15 protein-coding genes and 2 pseudogenes are annotated in these 16,143 nt (G+C 64.0%); 5 read left to right on the plus strand and 12 right to left on the minus strand.

Going from position 1 to position 16,143, the window contains the following annotated elements; all coding sequences use genetic code 11:
- Positions 1-334 precede the first annotated feature (334 nt).
- Complete coding sequence (locus ABIB00_RS03325) at positions 335-2,182, plus strand: acyltransferase family protein (RefSeq protein ID WP_354103415.1); 1,848 nt, start codon at positions 335-337, stop codon at positions 2,180-2,182.
- Positions 2,183-2,301: 119 nt separating this feature from the next.
- Here ABIB00_RS03325 and ABIB00_RS03330 read toward each other — a convergent pair whose 3' ends face one another.
- On the minus strand, positions 2,302-2,511 hold the full coding sequence (locus ABIB00_RS03330) for a hypothetical protein (protein WP_247351587.1): 210 nt from the start codon (positions 2,509-2,511) through the stop codon (positions 2,302-2,304).
- Positions 2,512-2,634: 123 nt separating this feature from the next.
- Between ABIB00_RS03330 and dinB the strand changes: the two genes are divergently transcribed.
- Positions 2,635-3,735 (plus strand): DNA polymerase IV, encoded by a 1,101-nt coding sequence (gene dinB, locus ABIB00_RS03335; RefSeq protein WP_354103362.1) that lies wholly within the window; start codon positions 2,635-2,637, stop codon positions 3,733-3,735.
- 79 nt (positions 3,736-3,814) lie between these two features.
- On the opposite strand, the gene ABIB00_RS03340 is transcribed toward dinB, so the two are convergent.
- From ABIB00_RS03340 to ABIB00_RS03365, 6 genes and pseudogenes are all read right to left on the minus strand, one after another.
- Positions 3,815-4,108 (minus strand): hypothetical protein, encoded by a 294-nt coding sequence (locus ABIB00_RS03340; protein ID WP_247351582.1) that lies wholly within the window; start codon positions 4,106-4,108, stop codon positions 3,815-3,817.
- Between the two features lie 204 nt (positions 4,109-4,312).
- Positions 4,313-4,551 (minus strand): annotated as a pseudogene (locus tag ABIB00_RS03345) (hypothetical protein); the annotation flags it as partial.
- A 34-nt stretch (positions 4,552-4,585) separates the two neighbouring features.
- A pseudogene (locus ABIB00_RS03350) lies at positions 4,586-4,750 on the minus strand (cyclic nucleotide-binding domain-containing protein); the annotation flags it as partial.
- Between the two features lie 278 nt (positions 4,751-5,028).
- Complete coding sequence (locus ABIB00_RS03355; protein WP_247442028.1) at positions 5,029-5,769, minus strand: di-trans,poly-cis-decaprenylcistransferase; 741 nt, start codon at positions 5,767-5,769, stop codon at positions 5,029-5,031.
- A 29-nt stretch (positions 5,770-5,798) separates the two neighbouring features.
- The gene (locus ABIB00_RS03360; protein WP_247351578.1) at positions 5,799-6,173 is read right to left on the minus strand and encodes a transcriptional regulator; all 375 of its coding nucleotides are present in this window, start codon (positions 6,171-6,173) and stop codon (positions 5,799-5,801) included.
- On the minus strand, positions 6,160-6,777 hold the full coding sequence (locus ABIB00_RS03365; protein WP_247351576.1) for a hypothetical protein: 618 nt from the start codon (positions 6,775-6,777) through the stop codon (positions 6,160-6,162). Before ABIB00_RS03365 ends, ABIB00_RS03360 begins: the two co-directional genes overlap by 14 nt.
- A 201-nt stretch (positions 6,778-6,978) precedes the next feature.
- Here ABIB00_RS03365 and ABIB00_RS03370 point away from each other — a divergent pair, with 201 nt between their 5' ends.
- Positions 6,979-8,235, plus strand: coding sequence for a S1C family serine protease (locus tag ABIB00_RS03370; protein ID WP_354103363.1), 1,257 nt, complete (start codon positions 6,979-6,981; stop codon positions 8,233-8,235).
- 78 nt (positions 8,236-8,313) lie between these two features.
- Here ABIB00_RS03370 and ABIB00_RS03375 read toward each other — a convergent pair whose 3' ends face one another.
- Positions 8,314-8,592, minus strand: a complete 279-nt coding sequence (locus ABIB00_RS03375; protein ID WP_247351570.1) for a DUF3551 domain-containing protein — start codon at positions 8,590-8,592, stop codon at positions 8,314-8,316.
- Between the two features lie 149 nt (positions 8,593-8,741).
- Positions 8,742-9,716, minus strand: a complete 975-nt coding sequence (locus ABIB00_RS03380) for a Bug family tripartite tricarboxylate transporter substrate binding protein (RefSeq protein ID WP_354103364.1) — start codon at positions 9,714-9,716, stop codon at positions 8,742-8,744.
- Between the two features lie 125 nt (positions 9,717-9,841).
- Between ABIB00_RS03380 and ABIB00_RS03385 the strand changes: the two genes are divergently transcribed.
- Positions 9,842-10,252 carry a VOC family protein gene (locus tag ABIB00_RS03385; RefSeq protein ID WP_354103365.1) on the plus strand — a complete coding sequence of 137 codons (411 nt, stop codon included), beginning with the start codon at positions 9,842-9,844 and terminating at the stop codon, positions 10,250-10,252.
- A 98-nt stretch (positions 10,253-10,350) separates the two neighbouring features.
- On the plus strand, positions 10,351-11,928 hold the full coding sequence (locus ABIB00_RS03390) for an AMP-binding protein (RefSeq protein WP_354103366.1): 1,578 nt from the start codon (positions 10,351-10,353) through the stop codon (positions 11,926-11,928).
- Positions 11,929-11,944: 16 nt separating this feature from the next.
- On the opposite strand, the gene ABIB00_RS03395 is transcribed toward ABIB00_RS03390, so the two are convergent.
- The 3 genes from ABIB00_RS03395 to ABIB00_RS03405 form a co-directional block, all read right to left on the minus strand.
- Complete coding sequence (locus ABIB00_RS03395; RefSeq protein ID WP_354103367.1) at positions 11,945-13,039, minus strand: HD-GYP domain-containing protein; 1,095 nt, start codon at positions 13,037-13,039, stop codon at positions 11,945-11,947.
- 263 nt (positions 13,040-13,302) lie between these two features.
- Positions 13,303-15,585 (minus strand): xanthine dehydrogenase family protein molybdopterin-binding subunit, encoded by a 2,283-nt coding sequence (locus ABIB00_RS03400; protein ID WP_354103368.1) that lies wholly within the window; start codon positions 15,583-15,585, stop codon positions 13,303-13,305.
- The gene (locus tag ABIB00_RS03405) at positions 15,582-16,073 is read right to left on the minus strand and encodes a (2Fe-2S)-binding protein (RefSeq protein ID WP_027514647.1); all 492 of its coding nucleotides are present in this window, start codon (positions 16,071-16,073) and stop codon (positions 15,582-15,584) included. The genes ABIB00_RS03400 and ABIB00_RS03405 overlap by 4 nt, the downstream gene beginning before the upstream one ends.
- Positions 16,074-16,143: the final 70 nt, after the last annotated feature.

Genomic DNA, 16,143 nt, shown 5'->3' on the forward strand with positions numbered 1-16,143 from the left:
TCCGGGACCGCACCATGTCTACGGTTTCCTTACGACGGCGCCAAACACACCCGTCGAGCCGATCCGTCCTCAAGGGCATGCCGGTCATCCGCACCACAGATGAGGAGCGCGAGGTCTGGATGTGCGCGCTTGGGACGAAGACGGCGCTGCACCGGTCGCTACCCGATGCCTACCCTGCGCATTGTCGCCTTCAACGCGATTGAAGGTTGGCCCAAGGACGCAACCTCCGAAGTTGGCACGGCACCGCCTGGAACTTGCCGATCACGATCATGTCCATGAGTTGCCACTTCGTGTCGGATTGTGTCTCGATAAGAATTTCGCTATTGCGAAGTCGATGAAGCCGTCGGAAAACTATCGGCCAGACATTGACGGGCTGCGTGCCGTCTCAATCCTGCTGGTCGTCGGCTATCACGCGCACCCTTGGATGCTGCCCGGCGGCTTCGTCGGCGTTGACGTCTTCTTCGTCATCTCTGGCTTTCTGATCACGCGGATACTACTGACGCCTGGTGGCATCTCGCTCGCGGCATTCTACGGCCGCCGCATCAAGCGCATCTTTCCGGCCCTGATCGCCGTGCTGCTGGCCACCTATGCGCTCGGATACGCCATCCTGCTGCCTCCACAGTTCCGGCTGCTCGGAGAGAACATCGTCGCCAGCGTTCTCTTCGCCTCAAACCTGTTCCAGCTCGGGCAGGCCAGCTACTTTGCGCCACTCGCCGGAGAGAACGCGCTTCTCCACCTTTGGTCGCTCGGTGTCGAGGAACAGTTCTACATCTTTTGGCCGCTGGCGCTCGGCCTGCTGGCGCGCTCGCCGCACCGGCGTCAATACATCCTCGGCGCCATCGCGCTGTCGCTGGTGGCGGGCGTGGCTCTGGCCAGGACGAACTTGGAGTGGGGCTTCTACGCCCCCTTGCCGCGGGCATGGGAACTGCTGATCGGCGGGCTCGTGGCCGAGGCCAACCTCGTTCGAAAAAGCAGGAGCAACCTTCTCGGCGCGATTGGCCTTGGTGCCATCGCATCTTCCGCTCTGCTGTTCGATCGCGCGATGGCCTTTCCGGGGGCGCTGGCATTGCTCCCCGTTATCGGCGCTGCACTGGTGATCGCGTCGCCAAATGCCGCGGTCAACCGCGTGCTATTGTCGAGCCGGCCCGCCGTGCTGCTCGGTCTCATCAGCTACCCACTCTATCTCTGGCACTGGCCGCTGCTGGCCTATCTCGGAATTGTACGGCACGGGGTTCCGAATTTCATCGAGATATGGGCCGCAGTTCTCGCCGCGACCGTGCTGTCAATCCTGACCTATCGCTACATCGAATCGCCGGTTCGTCATCGGCGCAATGCCGCGCCGGCTTTGTCGATCGCGCTCGCCTTGGTCGGCGTGATCGGAATCGCCACGATCCTCTCCGCCGGCTTTGTCTCGCGATTTCCGCTGGCGCTACAGGCAATCGCGACCGTCAGCACCGATGACAATCCCGCATTCAGGGACCACTGTTTCCTGGAGGCGCCGGGGAGCAGCTTTGATGCGAACTGCATCGAGCAGGGCGACAAGCCGCTGCTCCTGCTGTGGGGCGATTCATCCGCCGCGGCCCTCTATCCGGCCGCGGCGGATGCGGCAAGGGAAGCCTCGTTCCGCGTGGGGCGTTTGAATGCGCCGGGCTGTGCGCCGATCCTCGATGCGGGACCGAATGCATCCTGCGTCGAGAGCAACGGCAGGGCCATTGCCGTCATCAAGGAATCTCACCCCGATATCGTCGTGCTGCATGCGATGTGGGGTTTCGATACCGACATGAACAAGCTCGGCAGCACCATCGCCGCGCTTCGGAGCACCGGGGTAGCGCGCGTGGTCATCGTCGGGCCGCCGCCGGTGTGGAAGCGCACGCTGCCGCACGCGATCATCAACCACTATCGCTTCGCGCACGAGATTCCTGACCGGCTCGGCGCCGGGGTATCCGGGCCTGCAGAGGATGATCTGATGGCCGCTTTCAGTAAATCCGCCGGCGTTGATTATGTGTCGTTGCGGAAGGTGCTGTGCGATGAGCGGCAACAATGCCTCGTGCGCACGCCGGCCGGCGAGGTGATCGTGACCGATACGATACATCTGTCACCGGGCGGGGCTAGGCTGGTACTCGATGCCGTGGGGCGGGATTTGTTTCGGCAGGCTGCCTCTCCTAGCGCCGTCTTGCACTGATCCAATGGCTGGAAATTTCAATGACTTACTGATCAAGGCCACACTCGCCTGCTACGCGACTGCCAATGGTCGATACTTTACGCTCGAACGCACGGCACATGCCCAGCCGGGCCCCACGCTCACGTCAGCATCGAGATGATCGCCTGGATCTGGTCGGAAGCCGACGTCACCAGTCCGTCGTACGACGTCTGACCGTGTGCGGCCGCCTTCAGGATGCATTCGGCTACGGCCGCTTTCAGGCCGAACACCGACTGGTCGGCCGGCACGCTCGCCATCACGGCCTCCAGCGCCTGACGCATCGTCACAATGAGCTCGGAACTGTATTGCATTGGCTGTCCCTCCGCGAGCTCATATTAGATCGCGGGGTCATGCTTGCCACTCACAAGCGTGAGATTGCGCTGTGAATCACACGTCACCTCGCGCTTCTCGTCGCGCAATTGTATCATCTGTCCATGAGCGAATCCGACACCATGACCGGCGATGCCTCGCCCGTCCGCAAGATCATCCATATCGACATGGATGCTTTCTATGCGTCCGTGGAACAACGCGATAATCCGGACCTGCGCGGAAAGCCGGTTGCAGTGGGAGGCTCCGCGGAACGCGGCGTCGTCGCGGCCGCCAGCTATGAGGCCCGCACGTTCGGCGTTCGCTCTGCCATGCCGTCCGTGACTGCGAAGCGACAATGTCCCGATCTGATCTTCGTCAAGCCGCGCTTCGAGGTCTACAAGGCAATCAGCAGGCAGATCCGCGACATCTTCGCCGAGCACACTCCCATTATCGAGCCGTTGTCGCTCGACGAGGCCTATCTCGACGTGACGGAAAACCTGCAAGACATTCCGCTGGCGCGGGACATCGCACTGCGGATCCGCGAGAGGATCAAGGCCGAGACGGGCCTCAACGCATCGGCGGGCATCTCCTACAACAAATTTCTGGCCAAGCTCGCCTCCGATCATCGCAAGCCCAATGGTCAGTTCGTGATCTCGCCGGAGATGGGACCCGCCTTCGTCGAGGCGTTGCCCGTCGGAAAATTCCATGGCATAGGCCCGGCGACCGGCGCGAAGATGAATGCGCTCGGCATGTTCACCGGCCTCGATATTCGTCGTCAGACGCTGGAGTTCATGAATGCGAATTTCGGCAAGTCGGGCGCCTATTACTATTGGATCTCGCGCGGTGTCGACGAACGGCCGGTCCGGGCCGACCGGATCCGCAAGTCAATCGGCGCGGAGACCACGTTCTCAAGCGACCTCACCGAATTGGACGCCTTGGTCGCCGAGCTCAAGCCGCTCGTCGACAAGGTATGGCGCCATTGCGAGGCCACCGGCAACCGGGGCCGCACCGTCACCTTGAAGATCAAATTTGCCGACTTCGAGATCATCACGCGCAGCAAATCCGTCGTGGCGCCGGTTGCGGGCCGGGACGATCTGGAGCGGTTGGCTTGCGGCCTGCTCGAATTCGAAATGCCGCTACCCAAGCGTGTCAGGCTGCTGGGGGTATCGCTGTCTGCCCTCCAGATGGGGGACGATGCAGAGCCGCAGCTGACTTTCGGCATTTGAACCTAGCGGTTCTAAACCCGTCCTGATCGGTGGCGGGATTCAGAACCGCCACCGATCAAATTCGATCGGCTCAGACCTATCAATGCCTCACGTGCTCGAACACCACGATCACGCCGGTCGGCTCGGGCTCATGCGCCATCAGGCGGGTCAGCTCGGGATCGCCCCAGTTGGCGAGGCTGACGACTTCGCCGCTCTGGCGCTCGGTGCCGGGCGGCGCCGTGGGCTCGACGACCTTCAGCCCCATATCGTCGACGAAGAAAGTGTGCTCGCCGAACATGCTGTTGAGCTGCGGCATGGCGGGATGCTCGTCGGGCAGCACCTGAGCGCCGAGCTGGTTGACGGTCTGCTTCACCTGTTCGGATGTGAGCTTCATGAGCTGCTCCGTTTCTGTCACGTCGGTTTCATTGAGCCGAGCCAGAGCAGGTTCCCTGCGTCGATATTCGCCTGGCTCAATCTTCCGAACGGGTGCTGCGCACAAATGTTCCGACAGAATTCATTTCGTGATCGCGAGTTTCATTCGCCGCGCTCGCGGCACGAGATCGCCACAGGATGTCCACGATCCGGCGGTCGAACAATGCTACCCGGCGGCTTCGACGATCCGGATGTCCCGGTCCGCGCCGTCGCTGAGCTTGGCGTGAGCCGCCCATGCGTTGAACGGCGCCTGCACTTTTGCGAGATCACCCTTGGACTTGACCTCGTCGGCGATGTCGAGGCCGGCATCGCGCAGGCAAGCCACGACGTCTTTGAGGTGACAAAGCCGTCCCAGCCGACGAAGCGCTCCTGAAGCGGCCCGCAGCTTCCATCGAGGCGGCGCCCGACTGGCTCACATCCTTGGATCGGATTGCCGATCCTAGCCTGGCGAGACCTTGAGTGGCGGCAGGTTGATCATGCTCTGGAGCACTTCGCCGACCATGATCAGATGGGTGCCATGGCCGGCATATTGCTGCTTGAGGTCGGCGAGATAGGTGTTGGCGACGTTGAGCCACTGCGCCAGCGTGCGCGCGAGCAGCAGCGCTCAAGTTCACGGCAAGCCCGGCTATCGCGACAGGCGCTTGGTGAGGTGGATCGACTACCAGTCTCCCAGGCCGTACGTCACACATGACCGCGTTCAGGCGGTCTCGCGCTTTCCGACGCGCCGTTCAGGCCGCGCCGCCGTCATCGACTGTTCCTCGCTGTCCTACGGTTGGTTGGCGTGATCGTCCGTCCCACTCCCTGAAAGAAGCCCAATCCCCCGACTGAACCCGAAGACATCGCACATGACAGCCGCAGGGACCGTTGCCCCGCCTTTCTGCGTCACACGCGAGAGAGTGAAGGCACCTCCTCCGGCACGATCGCCTGGAGGCCGCCGAAGCGACGCTCGCGACCGTGGAAGGAGACCAGGGCCGCGGCGAGATCGCCCGCGTCGAATTCAGGCCACATCCGCTCGGTGAAGTGCAACTCGGCGTAGGCGCCTTCCCAGAGCAGGAAGTCCGACAGCCGCTTCTCACCCGAGGTGCGGATGATGAGATCGACGTCGCGCAAACCGGCCTCGCCGGTGACGAGCTGCGAGAACGCCTCGCGGGTCAGACTCGTCAGCGCCGCCGCCTTCGCCGCTGCGTTGAGGATGGCATCGCGGGCGGAATAGTCGACAGCGATGCGCAGATGAAGCGTGCTGCCGTGTGCGGTGGCCGCCTCGGCGCGCGCGATCGCGTTGGCGATGCCGTCGGGCAGGCGGTCGCGGCGGCCGATCACGGTGAGGCGGACGCCGTTTTTGACCAGGCTCTGCACCTCATTGGCGAGATAGAAGCGCAGAAGCGTCATCAGCGCGGCGACTTCGGCCTTCGGCCTTCGCCAATTGTCGGTGGAGAAGGCGTAGAGCGTCAGCGTGCCGATGCCCTGCTTGGGTGCGACCTCGACGATGCGGCGGATCGCCTCGACGCCGGCCTCGTGGCCGCGCATGCGCGACAGGCCGCGCCGCGTCGCCCATCTGCCGTTGCCGTCCATGATGACGCCGACGTGAAGCTTCTCGTTGCGGGATATAAGGTCGCTTTGCATTGCAAAGTCTCCGGTCAAAAAAGGGAAGATCAAGTCGAGACGATACCGAGACGGCCGAGCGGCGTCGCCTCGCGGCCGGCGGCCTTGGCCGCGTCGCGCACCAGGCGTTCGAGCACGGTGAGATAGTCGAGGAAGCGGCGGCGGCCGGCCTTGGTCAGGCGGCAGGTCGTGTGCGGGCGATTGCCCTCATAGCCCTTGGTCACCTCGACGAGGCCGGCTTCCTGGAGCACGGCGAGATGCCGGCTGAGATTGCCGTCGGTGAGGCCGCAGAGTTGCTTGAGATCGGCGAACGCCAGACCCTTCGGATGCGCCATCAGCGAGGTCAGAAGCCCGAGCCTCGCCTTCTCGTGGATCACGCGGTCCAGTCCTTCATAAGAGAAGGGCGCGCTGTCAGTCTTCGACATCATGGTCTCCGGACGCGAAATACAGAATGCCCGCCATCACCGACTGCCCGATCACGAAGGGCAGGCCCATGGTCCATGGCGACAGCGTGTGGGTTTGGCTCGCCAGCACCACCACCGCAAAGCCGGACATGAAATACCAGGCGCCGGCGAGTGCGACGGTGCGCGGCAGCGAGCGGACGGAGGCGAAAATGCCGAGCGACACCAGGATCTGCCACAGGCCCGGCAGCAACCACAGCGTTTCGCCCGCGAACTTCCACATCACCACCGCAAGCAGAACACCGGCCACACCTGCGGGCAGGAACTGCTCGACTGCCTGGTGAATCATGGCGTCGGCGAGACCCGAGTGATGGCGGCGCGAACGTGCGCGCATCTCGACGCCGATGATCAGGCCGGAGAGCGCGGCGGCAATGAACCAGCCGAAGAAGAAGCCGAGCGGCTCGCTGGTGGGATCCCCGAGCAGCCAGAATTGCAGGATTGCGGTGAGAAGCGCGACCGCGCCGGTCGCGGCCATCGTCGCCGAGCCGTAACCGCGGAATGCCGTGCCGGCCGCGATCTGGCTGCGGATCGCCACGATGTCGGCCAGTGCCTTGTCGAGATCGCGCATTGGCAACGCCAAAACCTCGTTCCGCCCACGCTTGCCGGGAATGCTGGTCCCGTTACTTTGTATTGCAAAGTATATAGGATTGCAAAGTAAAGGCAAGCCGGAAGGTCGCTCCGAGACCGCCTGCACGGCCCGACAACTGCCGGTTGCGCAGCACCTCCTCTCGCAGCTAAGATGCGCGCAAAAGCGTTCCCGGGGGAAGGTATGTGGCTTAAGTCATTAATCGTTGCGTGTTTATTGCAGGTGAGCATCTTCAGCGCAGCGCATGCGGCCGGGCCGTTCGGCAGCGTCAAGGTCGGTAACTGGATCGGCGGCGCGTTCAGCAATGATGAAACGGGAGCTTTCTCGCATTGCGCCGCGACGACACCTTACGCGAACGGCGTCATCCTTGTCGTGGGTTACAATGCTGCCGGCATATGGTCGCTGGCCTTTGCGAGTCCCAGCTACCGCTTCAACAAGGGCGAGAACGCCGCGATTGACGTCATCTTCGATGGACAGGAGCAGGCTAGGCTGTTTGCTACGGCCAATCAGCCGAACATGCTCACGGCCGTCATGCCTGCCAACGTCGTGCGAACGTTCCAGAAAGCGAGCCTGATGGTCGCGACGGCCGGCCGCGCGGTCCTGAATTTCGACCTGACCTCGACCGGGCCCGTGATCGCGGCCCTGGCCAACTGCGCGACCAAGGTGAAGGCCGATGGGCTCAGCAAGGCCGGCGATTTCACCAAGATCGCCGCCAAGCCGCAGCCCGCGCCGGACAAGCAGGCGCCACCGGTCGGCAGCAAAGCTGCCAGGGCCAGGAGCGGCACCGGCTTTGTGGTCAGCGCGAACGGCCACGTCGTCACCAACAACCATGTGATCGACGGCTGTGTCGGCGACATCAAAGGCAATCTCACCGGCGAGGCCTCGATGGCGCTGCGCGTCGTGTCGAGCGACGCGAACAACGATCTCGCGCTCTTGCAGGCGCCATCGACCATGACATTCAAGGACTTTGCGCGGATTCGCGACCGCTCGATCCGCTCCGGCGATTCGGTCATCGTAATCGGCTTTCCCTTCCATGGCCTGCTCACGTCGGACTTCACCGTGACGACCGGTATCGTCAGCTCGCTCAGCGGCATGCGCAACGACACGCGTTTCCTGCAAATCAGCGCGCCGGTGCAGCCCGGCAATAGCGGCGGCCCGCTGTTCGACACCACCGGTCAGATCGTGGGCGTTGTCACCGCAAAGATCCCCGTATTGCGCATCGCCGCCGCGACCGGCAACATTCCCGAGAACATCAACTTCGCCATCAAGACCGGCGCGCTGCGCGACTTCCTCGACAACAGCGTGGTGCCCTACCAGACCTCCGAGCCCAAGGGAGAGCTCAAGGGAGAGCTCAAGACCACCGACATCGCCGGCAACGCGCGGCCCTACACGATGCTGATCTCGTGCAACGGGACCGAGCAGGCCGACGCCAAGCGGTAGCGACAACGCGGGCTACGTCTGCGTAGCCCGGATTCCGCTTCCGCGCCATCCGGGCGCCCAGGTCAAACCGCGAGCTCCTCAATACGGCGCGACGGGCCGCACGCGCCGGGACGACCGCGATTGCGGCAGGGGCGCCTGACCGTAGGCGACACGCGGATTGGGCCCGCAATACAGCAGCCGTCCAGACACGCTGGCCTGGCACTGCTCATAGGTGCTGTAAGCACACTCACCGGGATAATCATATTCCCCGCCCTGGGCGCACCATGGGTAGTCGCGTGCCGCCGCGGGCGTGACAGTGGCGAAGCCGGCAAGGACCGTCGCGCCAAGGCCCAGCAGCGCCAATTGTGTCTTGCGCATGATCCCAACTCCTCTCCTCACGGCGCGAGATACGCGCCATATAGCATCAGGTTTCGCCACGCCGTTTTATTCCAGATCGACGGGTCTTGGCACCCAAGAAAAAAGCCCTGCCGAACGGCAGGGCTCCAATCACGGACATCACAAGATCGCTACTCGATCTTCAGGCCGGCGAAATCGACGACCTTCTTCCACTTCTCGGTCTCGGCCTTGATCTCCTCGCCGAACGCCTCGGGCGTCTGCACCCGCGGCTCGCCGCCGAGCTCGACCAGGCGCTTGGTCATGTCCGGCTCCTTCATCAGCGTGTTGATCTCTCCGTTGAGCTTGGCGATGATTTCCTTGGGCGTGTTCTTCGGCGCACCCATGCCGAACAGCGCGCTCGCCTCGTAGCCCTTCACGGTCTCACCGATCGCCGGCACGTCGGGCAATTGCGGCGAGCGCTCCGCCGTGGTGACGCCGATAGCGCGGAGCGAACCGGAACGGATGTGCTGGATGATCGAGGGCATGTTGTCGAAGATCACCTGCACCTGGCCGCCGAGCATGTCGGTGATCGCGGGCGCGGCGCCGCGATAGGGCACGTGCTGCATCTTGCAGCCCGTCAGCGCCATGAACATCTCGCCGGACAGATGCACCGAGGTGCCGTTGCCCGAGGAGGCCATGTTGACCTTGCCGGGATTGGCCTTCACGTATTCGATGAACTCGGCGACGGTCTTGGCCGGCACGTCCTTGTTGACGGTCATCACGTTCGGCACGCGCTGGAACGAGGCGATCGGCGCGATGTCCCGCACGAAGTTGAACTTCAGATTGGTGTAGAGCGAGGCGTTGATGAAGTTGGCCGGATTGACCAGTTGCAGCGTGTAGCCGTCGGGCTCGGCGTTGACGACCGATTCGGTGGCGATATTGTTGCCGGCACCCGGCTTGTTCTCGATCACGAATTGCTGGCCGATCTTCTCCGACAGCCGCTGGCCGATCAGCCGCGCCAGAATGTCGGTGGCCCCGCCCGGCGGATAGCCGACCACCCATTTCACCGGGTGGGCCGGATAATCGGCGGCAAGTGCCTTCGACAGCGGGCTGGCTGCAAGCGGACTGGCGGCGAGCAGGCTCAGCGCGGTACGGCGAGTGATCATCTCAAGGGTTCTCCCAACGTGTTGTTCTTGAAGCCAGACAGCTTGAAAGTGGCGTCGATGCGGTTGTAACAAAGCTTGCCGCAGGCGGAAAGTCCACGGGGCGCATCACGACGAAAGGATAACGCATGCCGGTCAAGGTCGAAGCCCTCGATCATCTCGTGATCAACGTCGCGGACGTCGCAGTGACCGCCGATTGGTACGGCAGGATTCTCGGCATGGAAGTCAAGGTGTTCGACCCCGGCGGCGGCAAAGCGCCGCGGACTTCGCTACAATTCGGTAACCAGAAGATCAACGTCCGGCCGCGCGATGCCGACAAGGCGGAGTGGTTCACCGCGGACCACCAGACCGCCGGCGGCGAGGATCTGTGCTTTCTCACTTCCGCCGCGCCCGACGAGGTGGTGGCGCATTTGAAGGCATATGGCGTCGCGATCGAGGAAGGCCCGGTTCCCAAGCAGGGTGCCCGCGGCACGCTGCGCTCGGTCTATTGCCGGGATCCGGATGGGAGTTTGATCGAGATTTCGTCGTACGCGGATTGACCAGCGCATTTGCTCCCTGCGCCATCCAATGGCAAAAGAGCTCCCGACAATAATCTGAAGACAGCCGCCAACCAGAAGCAGGCTGCACGGGAGCAAACATGCCGAACGACACGGCCGCCGGAATCGTGAGCCCATTCGACGGGCTCGACGTGCCCTCGCTGCTGAAGATGCGCGCCGAAATGCGCAGCTCACATCCGTTCCTGATCTGGGCGCCGTTCGACGCGCCCGCACGGCACTGGAGCTATCGCGAGTTTCACGAGCGGGTCGGCGCGCTCGCGGCGGGACTGGCGAAGCGCGGCGTGAAGCCAGGCGAATATGTGCTCATTCATCTCGACAATTGCATCGAGGCGCTGCTGGCCTGGTTTGCCTGTGTCGAACTCGGCGCCATCGCGGTGACCACCAACACGCGCTCGGCACCAGCCGAGCTCGACTATTTCGCCGATCATTGCGGCGCGGTCGCCGCGATCACACAGCCGGCCTATGCCGAGATCGTCGCGCAGAACTGCCGCAACATCCGCTGGATGGCAGTGATCTCGCATGATTCGGGCGCGGCGCCTGCGCAAGCGGTCTCACGCGGTGACAGTTTCGAAGCGCTGTTCGCCGACAGCGCCGATCGTCCCAGGCGTGCGGCAGATCCGCTCGCGCCATGCAGCGTGCAATATACCTCGGGCACGACATCGCGTCCAAAGGCGGTGCTGTGGACCCACGCCAATGCGCTGTGGGGCGCCAAGATCAACGCCGCGCACGAGGATCTGCACGCAAGCGACGTGCATCAGACCTATCTGCCGCTGTTCCACACTAATGCGCTGGCCTATTCGATGCTGGCGGCGCTATGGGTTGGCGCCACCTGCGTGATCCAGCCGCGCTTTTCCGCCAGCCGGTTCTGGGGCGTCGCGCGCGAGCACGGTTCGACCTGGACCTCGACGATACCGTTCTGCATGAAGGCGCTGCTCGAGCAGGAGGTCCCGCGCGATCACAAATTTCGCTTATGGGGCACCGCGATCAACGAGCCGCCGGCCTTCGCCGCTTTCGGCGTCAAGATCATCGGCTGGTGGGGCATGACCGAGACCATCACCCACGGCATCGTCGGCGAGGTCGACCAGCCCAACGTCCCGATGTCGATCGGCCGCGCCGCGAGCGAATACCAGATCCGCATCACCGACGATGACGGAAGGCCGACGCAGGTCGGCGACACCGGCAATCTCTCGATCAAGGGCATCGTCGGCCTGTCGCTGTTCGCCGAATATCTGCACAACGAGAAGGCGACACGCGAGAGCTTCGACGAGCACGGCTTCTTTCTCACCGGTGATCGCGTGGTGCGGCTGGAGAACGGCACTATCCGCTTCGGGGACCGCAGCAAGGACATGCTCAAGGTCGGCGGCGAGAACGTCGCCGCGTCCGAGATCGAGCAGGTGGTCGCACTCGTCCCCGGCGTGCGCGAGGCCGCCGTGGTGGCGAAGACGCATCCGATGCTGGACGAGGTGCCGGTCGTCTTCATCATCCCGCAGGGTGGCGTCGCCGGTGCGCGGCCCGATCTGCACGAAGCCGTCATGACCGCCTGCCGCGCCGGCCTCGCCGACTTCAAGGTGCCGCGCGAAATTCGTTTCGTCGACGACATGCCCCGCTCCACGCTGGAGAAGGTGGCGAAGGCGGAGCTGAGGAGGATGGTGCGGTAGCTCGTAGGATGATGCTTCAGAACGATCCCAGCGCCACCGGGCGGAACGCCTGCAACAGCTGCTGGTCCAGCTTGCCGCCCATGCCTTCCATCATCGCAAACGCGCGTGAATGGGTGAAGGGCATGCGGTAGGCGCGCTTCTCCACGAGTGCGGCGTAGATGTCGACGATCGTCGTGACCCGCACGATGTCGCTGATCTGGTTGCTCGAAAGCCCGTTGGGATAGCCAGAGCCGTCGAGAAATTCGTGGTGGTGCAGCACGACGTCGAGCATCTCCGGCGGGAAGCCGCCCTGGGCTGCGAGCGCGTCATAGCCGCGGCGCGGATGCTGGCGGACTTCGGCCATCTCCTCGTCGGTGAGCTTGCCGGGCTTGTCGAGCAGCGCGGAGGGAACGAAGGCCTTGCCGACGTCGTGCAGCAGCGCGGCCCGGGTCAGCCGGCGCTGATCGTCCTCGCGCATGCCGAGGTGCTGAGCGAAGGAGACTGCAAATCCGGTGACGAACAGGCAGTGGCGGTAGCTGCCGACATGGTGGCAGCCCACCGTGGTGAGCCATTCGCGCAGCGAGGAGTGCTTGATCGCCTTCAGGATCTTGCTCTCGGCGGCGATGACGTCGTCGAAGGTCAGCGGCACGCCGAGCGGCAGCTTCTCGAACATCTTCTTCAGAATCGCATGCGCCGCCTCGACGCCGCGATTGAGCGTCTTGCCGCGATCGGACGCGTCATAGACGGCGGTGTCAGGGAAGGCCGCACGGATGCGCTGCAGGATAGCCTCGGGCTGAAGCGGCCGCGAGATGGTGTCGGTGGCGCCCAGCGCCCAAGCCTGCATGGTGCCGTGATGCAGGGCGTCCGCAAGCACGAACAGCCGCGGCATCGCGCGATAGGCGTCGCCGCGCAGCTTGTTGCGCACCCGCTGCACGCTTTCGGGCGAGCGCAAATTGATGTCGACCACGAGGCCGGAGAGCTCGCGCGAAGGCTGCTCGGGGAGCTCCTGGGTCGTCACCGTCGCGACGTCGCCGACCGCCTTGAGGATGCTGGCGAGCTCGGTGCTCTCGTCGCTCCGGTCGGAGGCGAGCAGAAGCCGGCGTTTGGCGGCGGTTTTGGCTGAGGCGTTCATGGCTTCCCCAAGAGCACACGGGACTGGATTTGGCGTCAGCCTAAGCCGGATCAGGTTCTCCGGCCCTTAAGAGGCGTGCTCAATGGACCCCTGCGGAATCAGGGACAATCTTACGGATTTCGCCTCCCCGAGCGGTTCCACTCAAAAGGGCGAAAACAACCCCATGCACAGTAGGGATGTGCTTGTAACTAAAGGGTTTTTCCAAAGACAAATCCGCCGGAGGCTGCCCTCCGGCGGATCATGTCAGGTCAATCGCGGCCGGCTTACGCCTTCATCGCGCCCTTTACGGCTTCGGCCGTGATCGGCAGGGCTCGGACGCGGGCGCCCGAGGCGTTGAAGATGGCGTTGCCGATCGCGGGTGCAATCACCGTCACGGCAGGCTCGCCGACGCCGGTGGCCTTTTCGCCATTGGCGATCACGGCGATCGCGACCTCCGGCATCTGGCTCATGCGCAAGGGCGTGTAGCTATCGAAATTGGTCTGTTCGATGCCACCATCCTTCAGCGTCGCCTTCTCGTACATCGCCAGCGACAGGCCCCACAGCGCCGCGCCCTCGACCTGGGCGCGGATGTTGTCGGGATGCACTTGCGTGCCGACGTCGGTTGCGACCGTGAGCTTCTTCACGGTTACTTCGCCCGACGGCGCGACGGCGACATGGGCAACGCAGGCCGTCCAGCTTGCGGTCGCGCGTTCCTGCGACGACACGCAGGCGACGCCCATGCCCTCACCCTTCGGCAGCTTCCTGCTGCCGTAACCGGCGAGACCCATCGCGGCGAGCAGCGTGTTGCGGAGTCGCTGCGCGCCGCCGTCGTTCTTGCCGGCGCCGTCGAGCAGCGAGATGCGGAACTGCGCCGGGTCCTTGCCGGTCGCGGCCGCGATCTCGTCGATCATGCTTTCGACCGCCCAGAACGTCCAACCGGGCGCCACCGAACGGAGCTGACCGGACGGGGTGGCGTTGTGCGCCATCTCGTTCTTGATCGCGCGCACATAATGGTTGGGCACGGTGTAGAAGAAGTCGGCCCCGTTCACCGTAAAGGAGTCGAGTGGACCCTTCTTGTCGACCGACGGCGTCAGGAAATCGGGGATTCCCCAGCGCTGGGTCGGCCAGGCCGAGACCACGTCGTGGCTGAGCGCGATGAGCTTGCCGTCGCCGTCCACGCCGGCCTTCACTTTCTGCAGGGTGAGCGGACGCGAGAAGTCCATCGTCATGTCGTTTTCGCGCGTGTAGATCACCTTGACCGGCTTGCCGATGGCCTTCGCCGCCTGCACCGCCGGAATCATCATGTCGGCATCGAGCCTGCGGCCAAAGCCGCCGCCGAGCCACATCTGGTGCATGACCACGAACTTCGGATCGATCCCGGCTGCGCCCGCGGCGATCCCGCCGGAGCGCGTCGCGAATTGGTTGCCGGAATAGATGTGCAGGATGTCGCCCTTGAACTCCGCGGTGGCGTTCATCGGCTCCATCGGTGCGTGGATGTTGATGCTGGTGGTGTATTCCGCCTCCAGCACCTTGGCCGCCGTGCCGAACGCGGCCACGGGATCGCCGTCCTTGACAAAGAACTGTCCGGAATCGTCGAGAGCCTGCAGCCGCTTGGCCTCGGCATACAGCGACTCGCTCGACACCTTCGCGTTGGGACCGCCGTCATAGCTGATCTTCAGCGCGGCAGCGGCCTTCTTGGCGTTGGCGTAGGTGCTGGCCACCGCCACCACCCAGCCCGACGTCGTCTGCGTCTTGTCGTCGAGGGTGACGGCCTTGATGAAGCCCGGCACCTTCTTGGCGGCGCTGTCGTCGACCGATTTCACCGTGGCGCCGAAGCGCACCGGCGGCGTGACCACCGCGCCATAAGCCATGCCCGGAATCATCACGTCGATGCCGTATTTGGCCGTGCCGTTGGTCTTGGAGGGGATGTCGAGCTGCGGCACCGACACGCCGATCATGGTGTACTGATCCGGCGTCTTCAGCTTGATCGCCTTCAGCTCGTCCGGCGTGAAGGTCTTGGTCGCCTTACCGCTCTTGACGACATCCGCGAACGACATCTGCTTCTTCGACTTCGGATGCGCGATCATGGAATCGCGCACCACGAGCTCGGAGGCCGGCACGCCCATCGCGGCGGCCGCGCCTTCCGTCAAGGCCATGCGGCCCGCGGCACCCGCGCGGCTCATGGCGTCGAAGTTCATCATGGTCGACCAGCTGCCGCCGGTGATCTGCGCACCGAGCACGGGGTCGTTGAACTTCGGATCGTTGGAGGCAAGCTGAACGCGCATGTCGCTCCATTTGGCCCCTAACTCTTCGGCCACGATCTGCGCCATGGTGGAGGCGATGTGCTGGCCCATGTCGGCCTTGCCGCAGGTGACGGTGACAAGACCATCGGGCGCGATCGCGTACCAGACGCTGGGCTCGAAGTTGGAGGGCGCCGCAAGCGCCTCACCGATGCCGGGTACGCCGGCATAACCGAGCACGAGGCCGGTTGCGGCGGTGCCGACCAGGAAGGAGCGGCGGCTAAGATCTGATGTCTCTGATGTGACGTTCTTCACGTGCCGGTTCATGTGGGCCTCCGTTCGTTGCCGGAGGCGGATGCGGTGCGCATCTCGGTTGCGGCGCGCATGATTGCCTTCTGGATCCGCGAATAGGTCATGCAACGGCAGAGATTGCCGTCCATATGCGCCACGACCTCTTCCTTGGTCGGATTGGGATTCTTCGCGAGCAGCGAAGCCGCCTGCATGATCTGCCCGGATTGGCAGTAGCCGCATTGCGGAACCTGCTCGGCGATCCATGCCTTCTGCAAGGGATGATCGCCCTTGGCGGCGAGGCCTTCGATGGTGGTGATCTTCTTGCCGGCGACATCGCCGACCATGGTCTGGCACGAACGCACGGCTTCGCCGTTGACGTGCACGGTGCAGGCACCGCACAGGCCGGCACCGCAGCCGAACTTGGTGCCGGTCATCTGCAATTGCTCGCGGATCGCCCAGAGGAGCGGCGTGTCGTTCGCCGCATCCACGGACATACTCCGCCCGTTGATGGTGAGAGTTGGCATAGGCGTCTTCCCCTGCCGGTGCATGAAGCCGCTTACGGCGGCAACTTGTGTCGCGGACGCCCACCGGGCC

The organism is Bradyrhizobium sp. LB14.3 (assembly GCF_040547985.1).
Classification (GTDB): domain Bacteria; phylum Pseudomonadota; class Alphaproteobacteria; order Rhizobiales; family Xanthobacteraceae; genus Bradyrhizobium.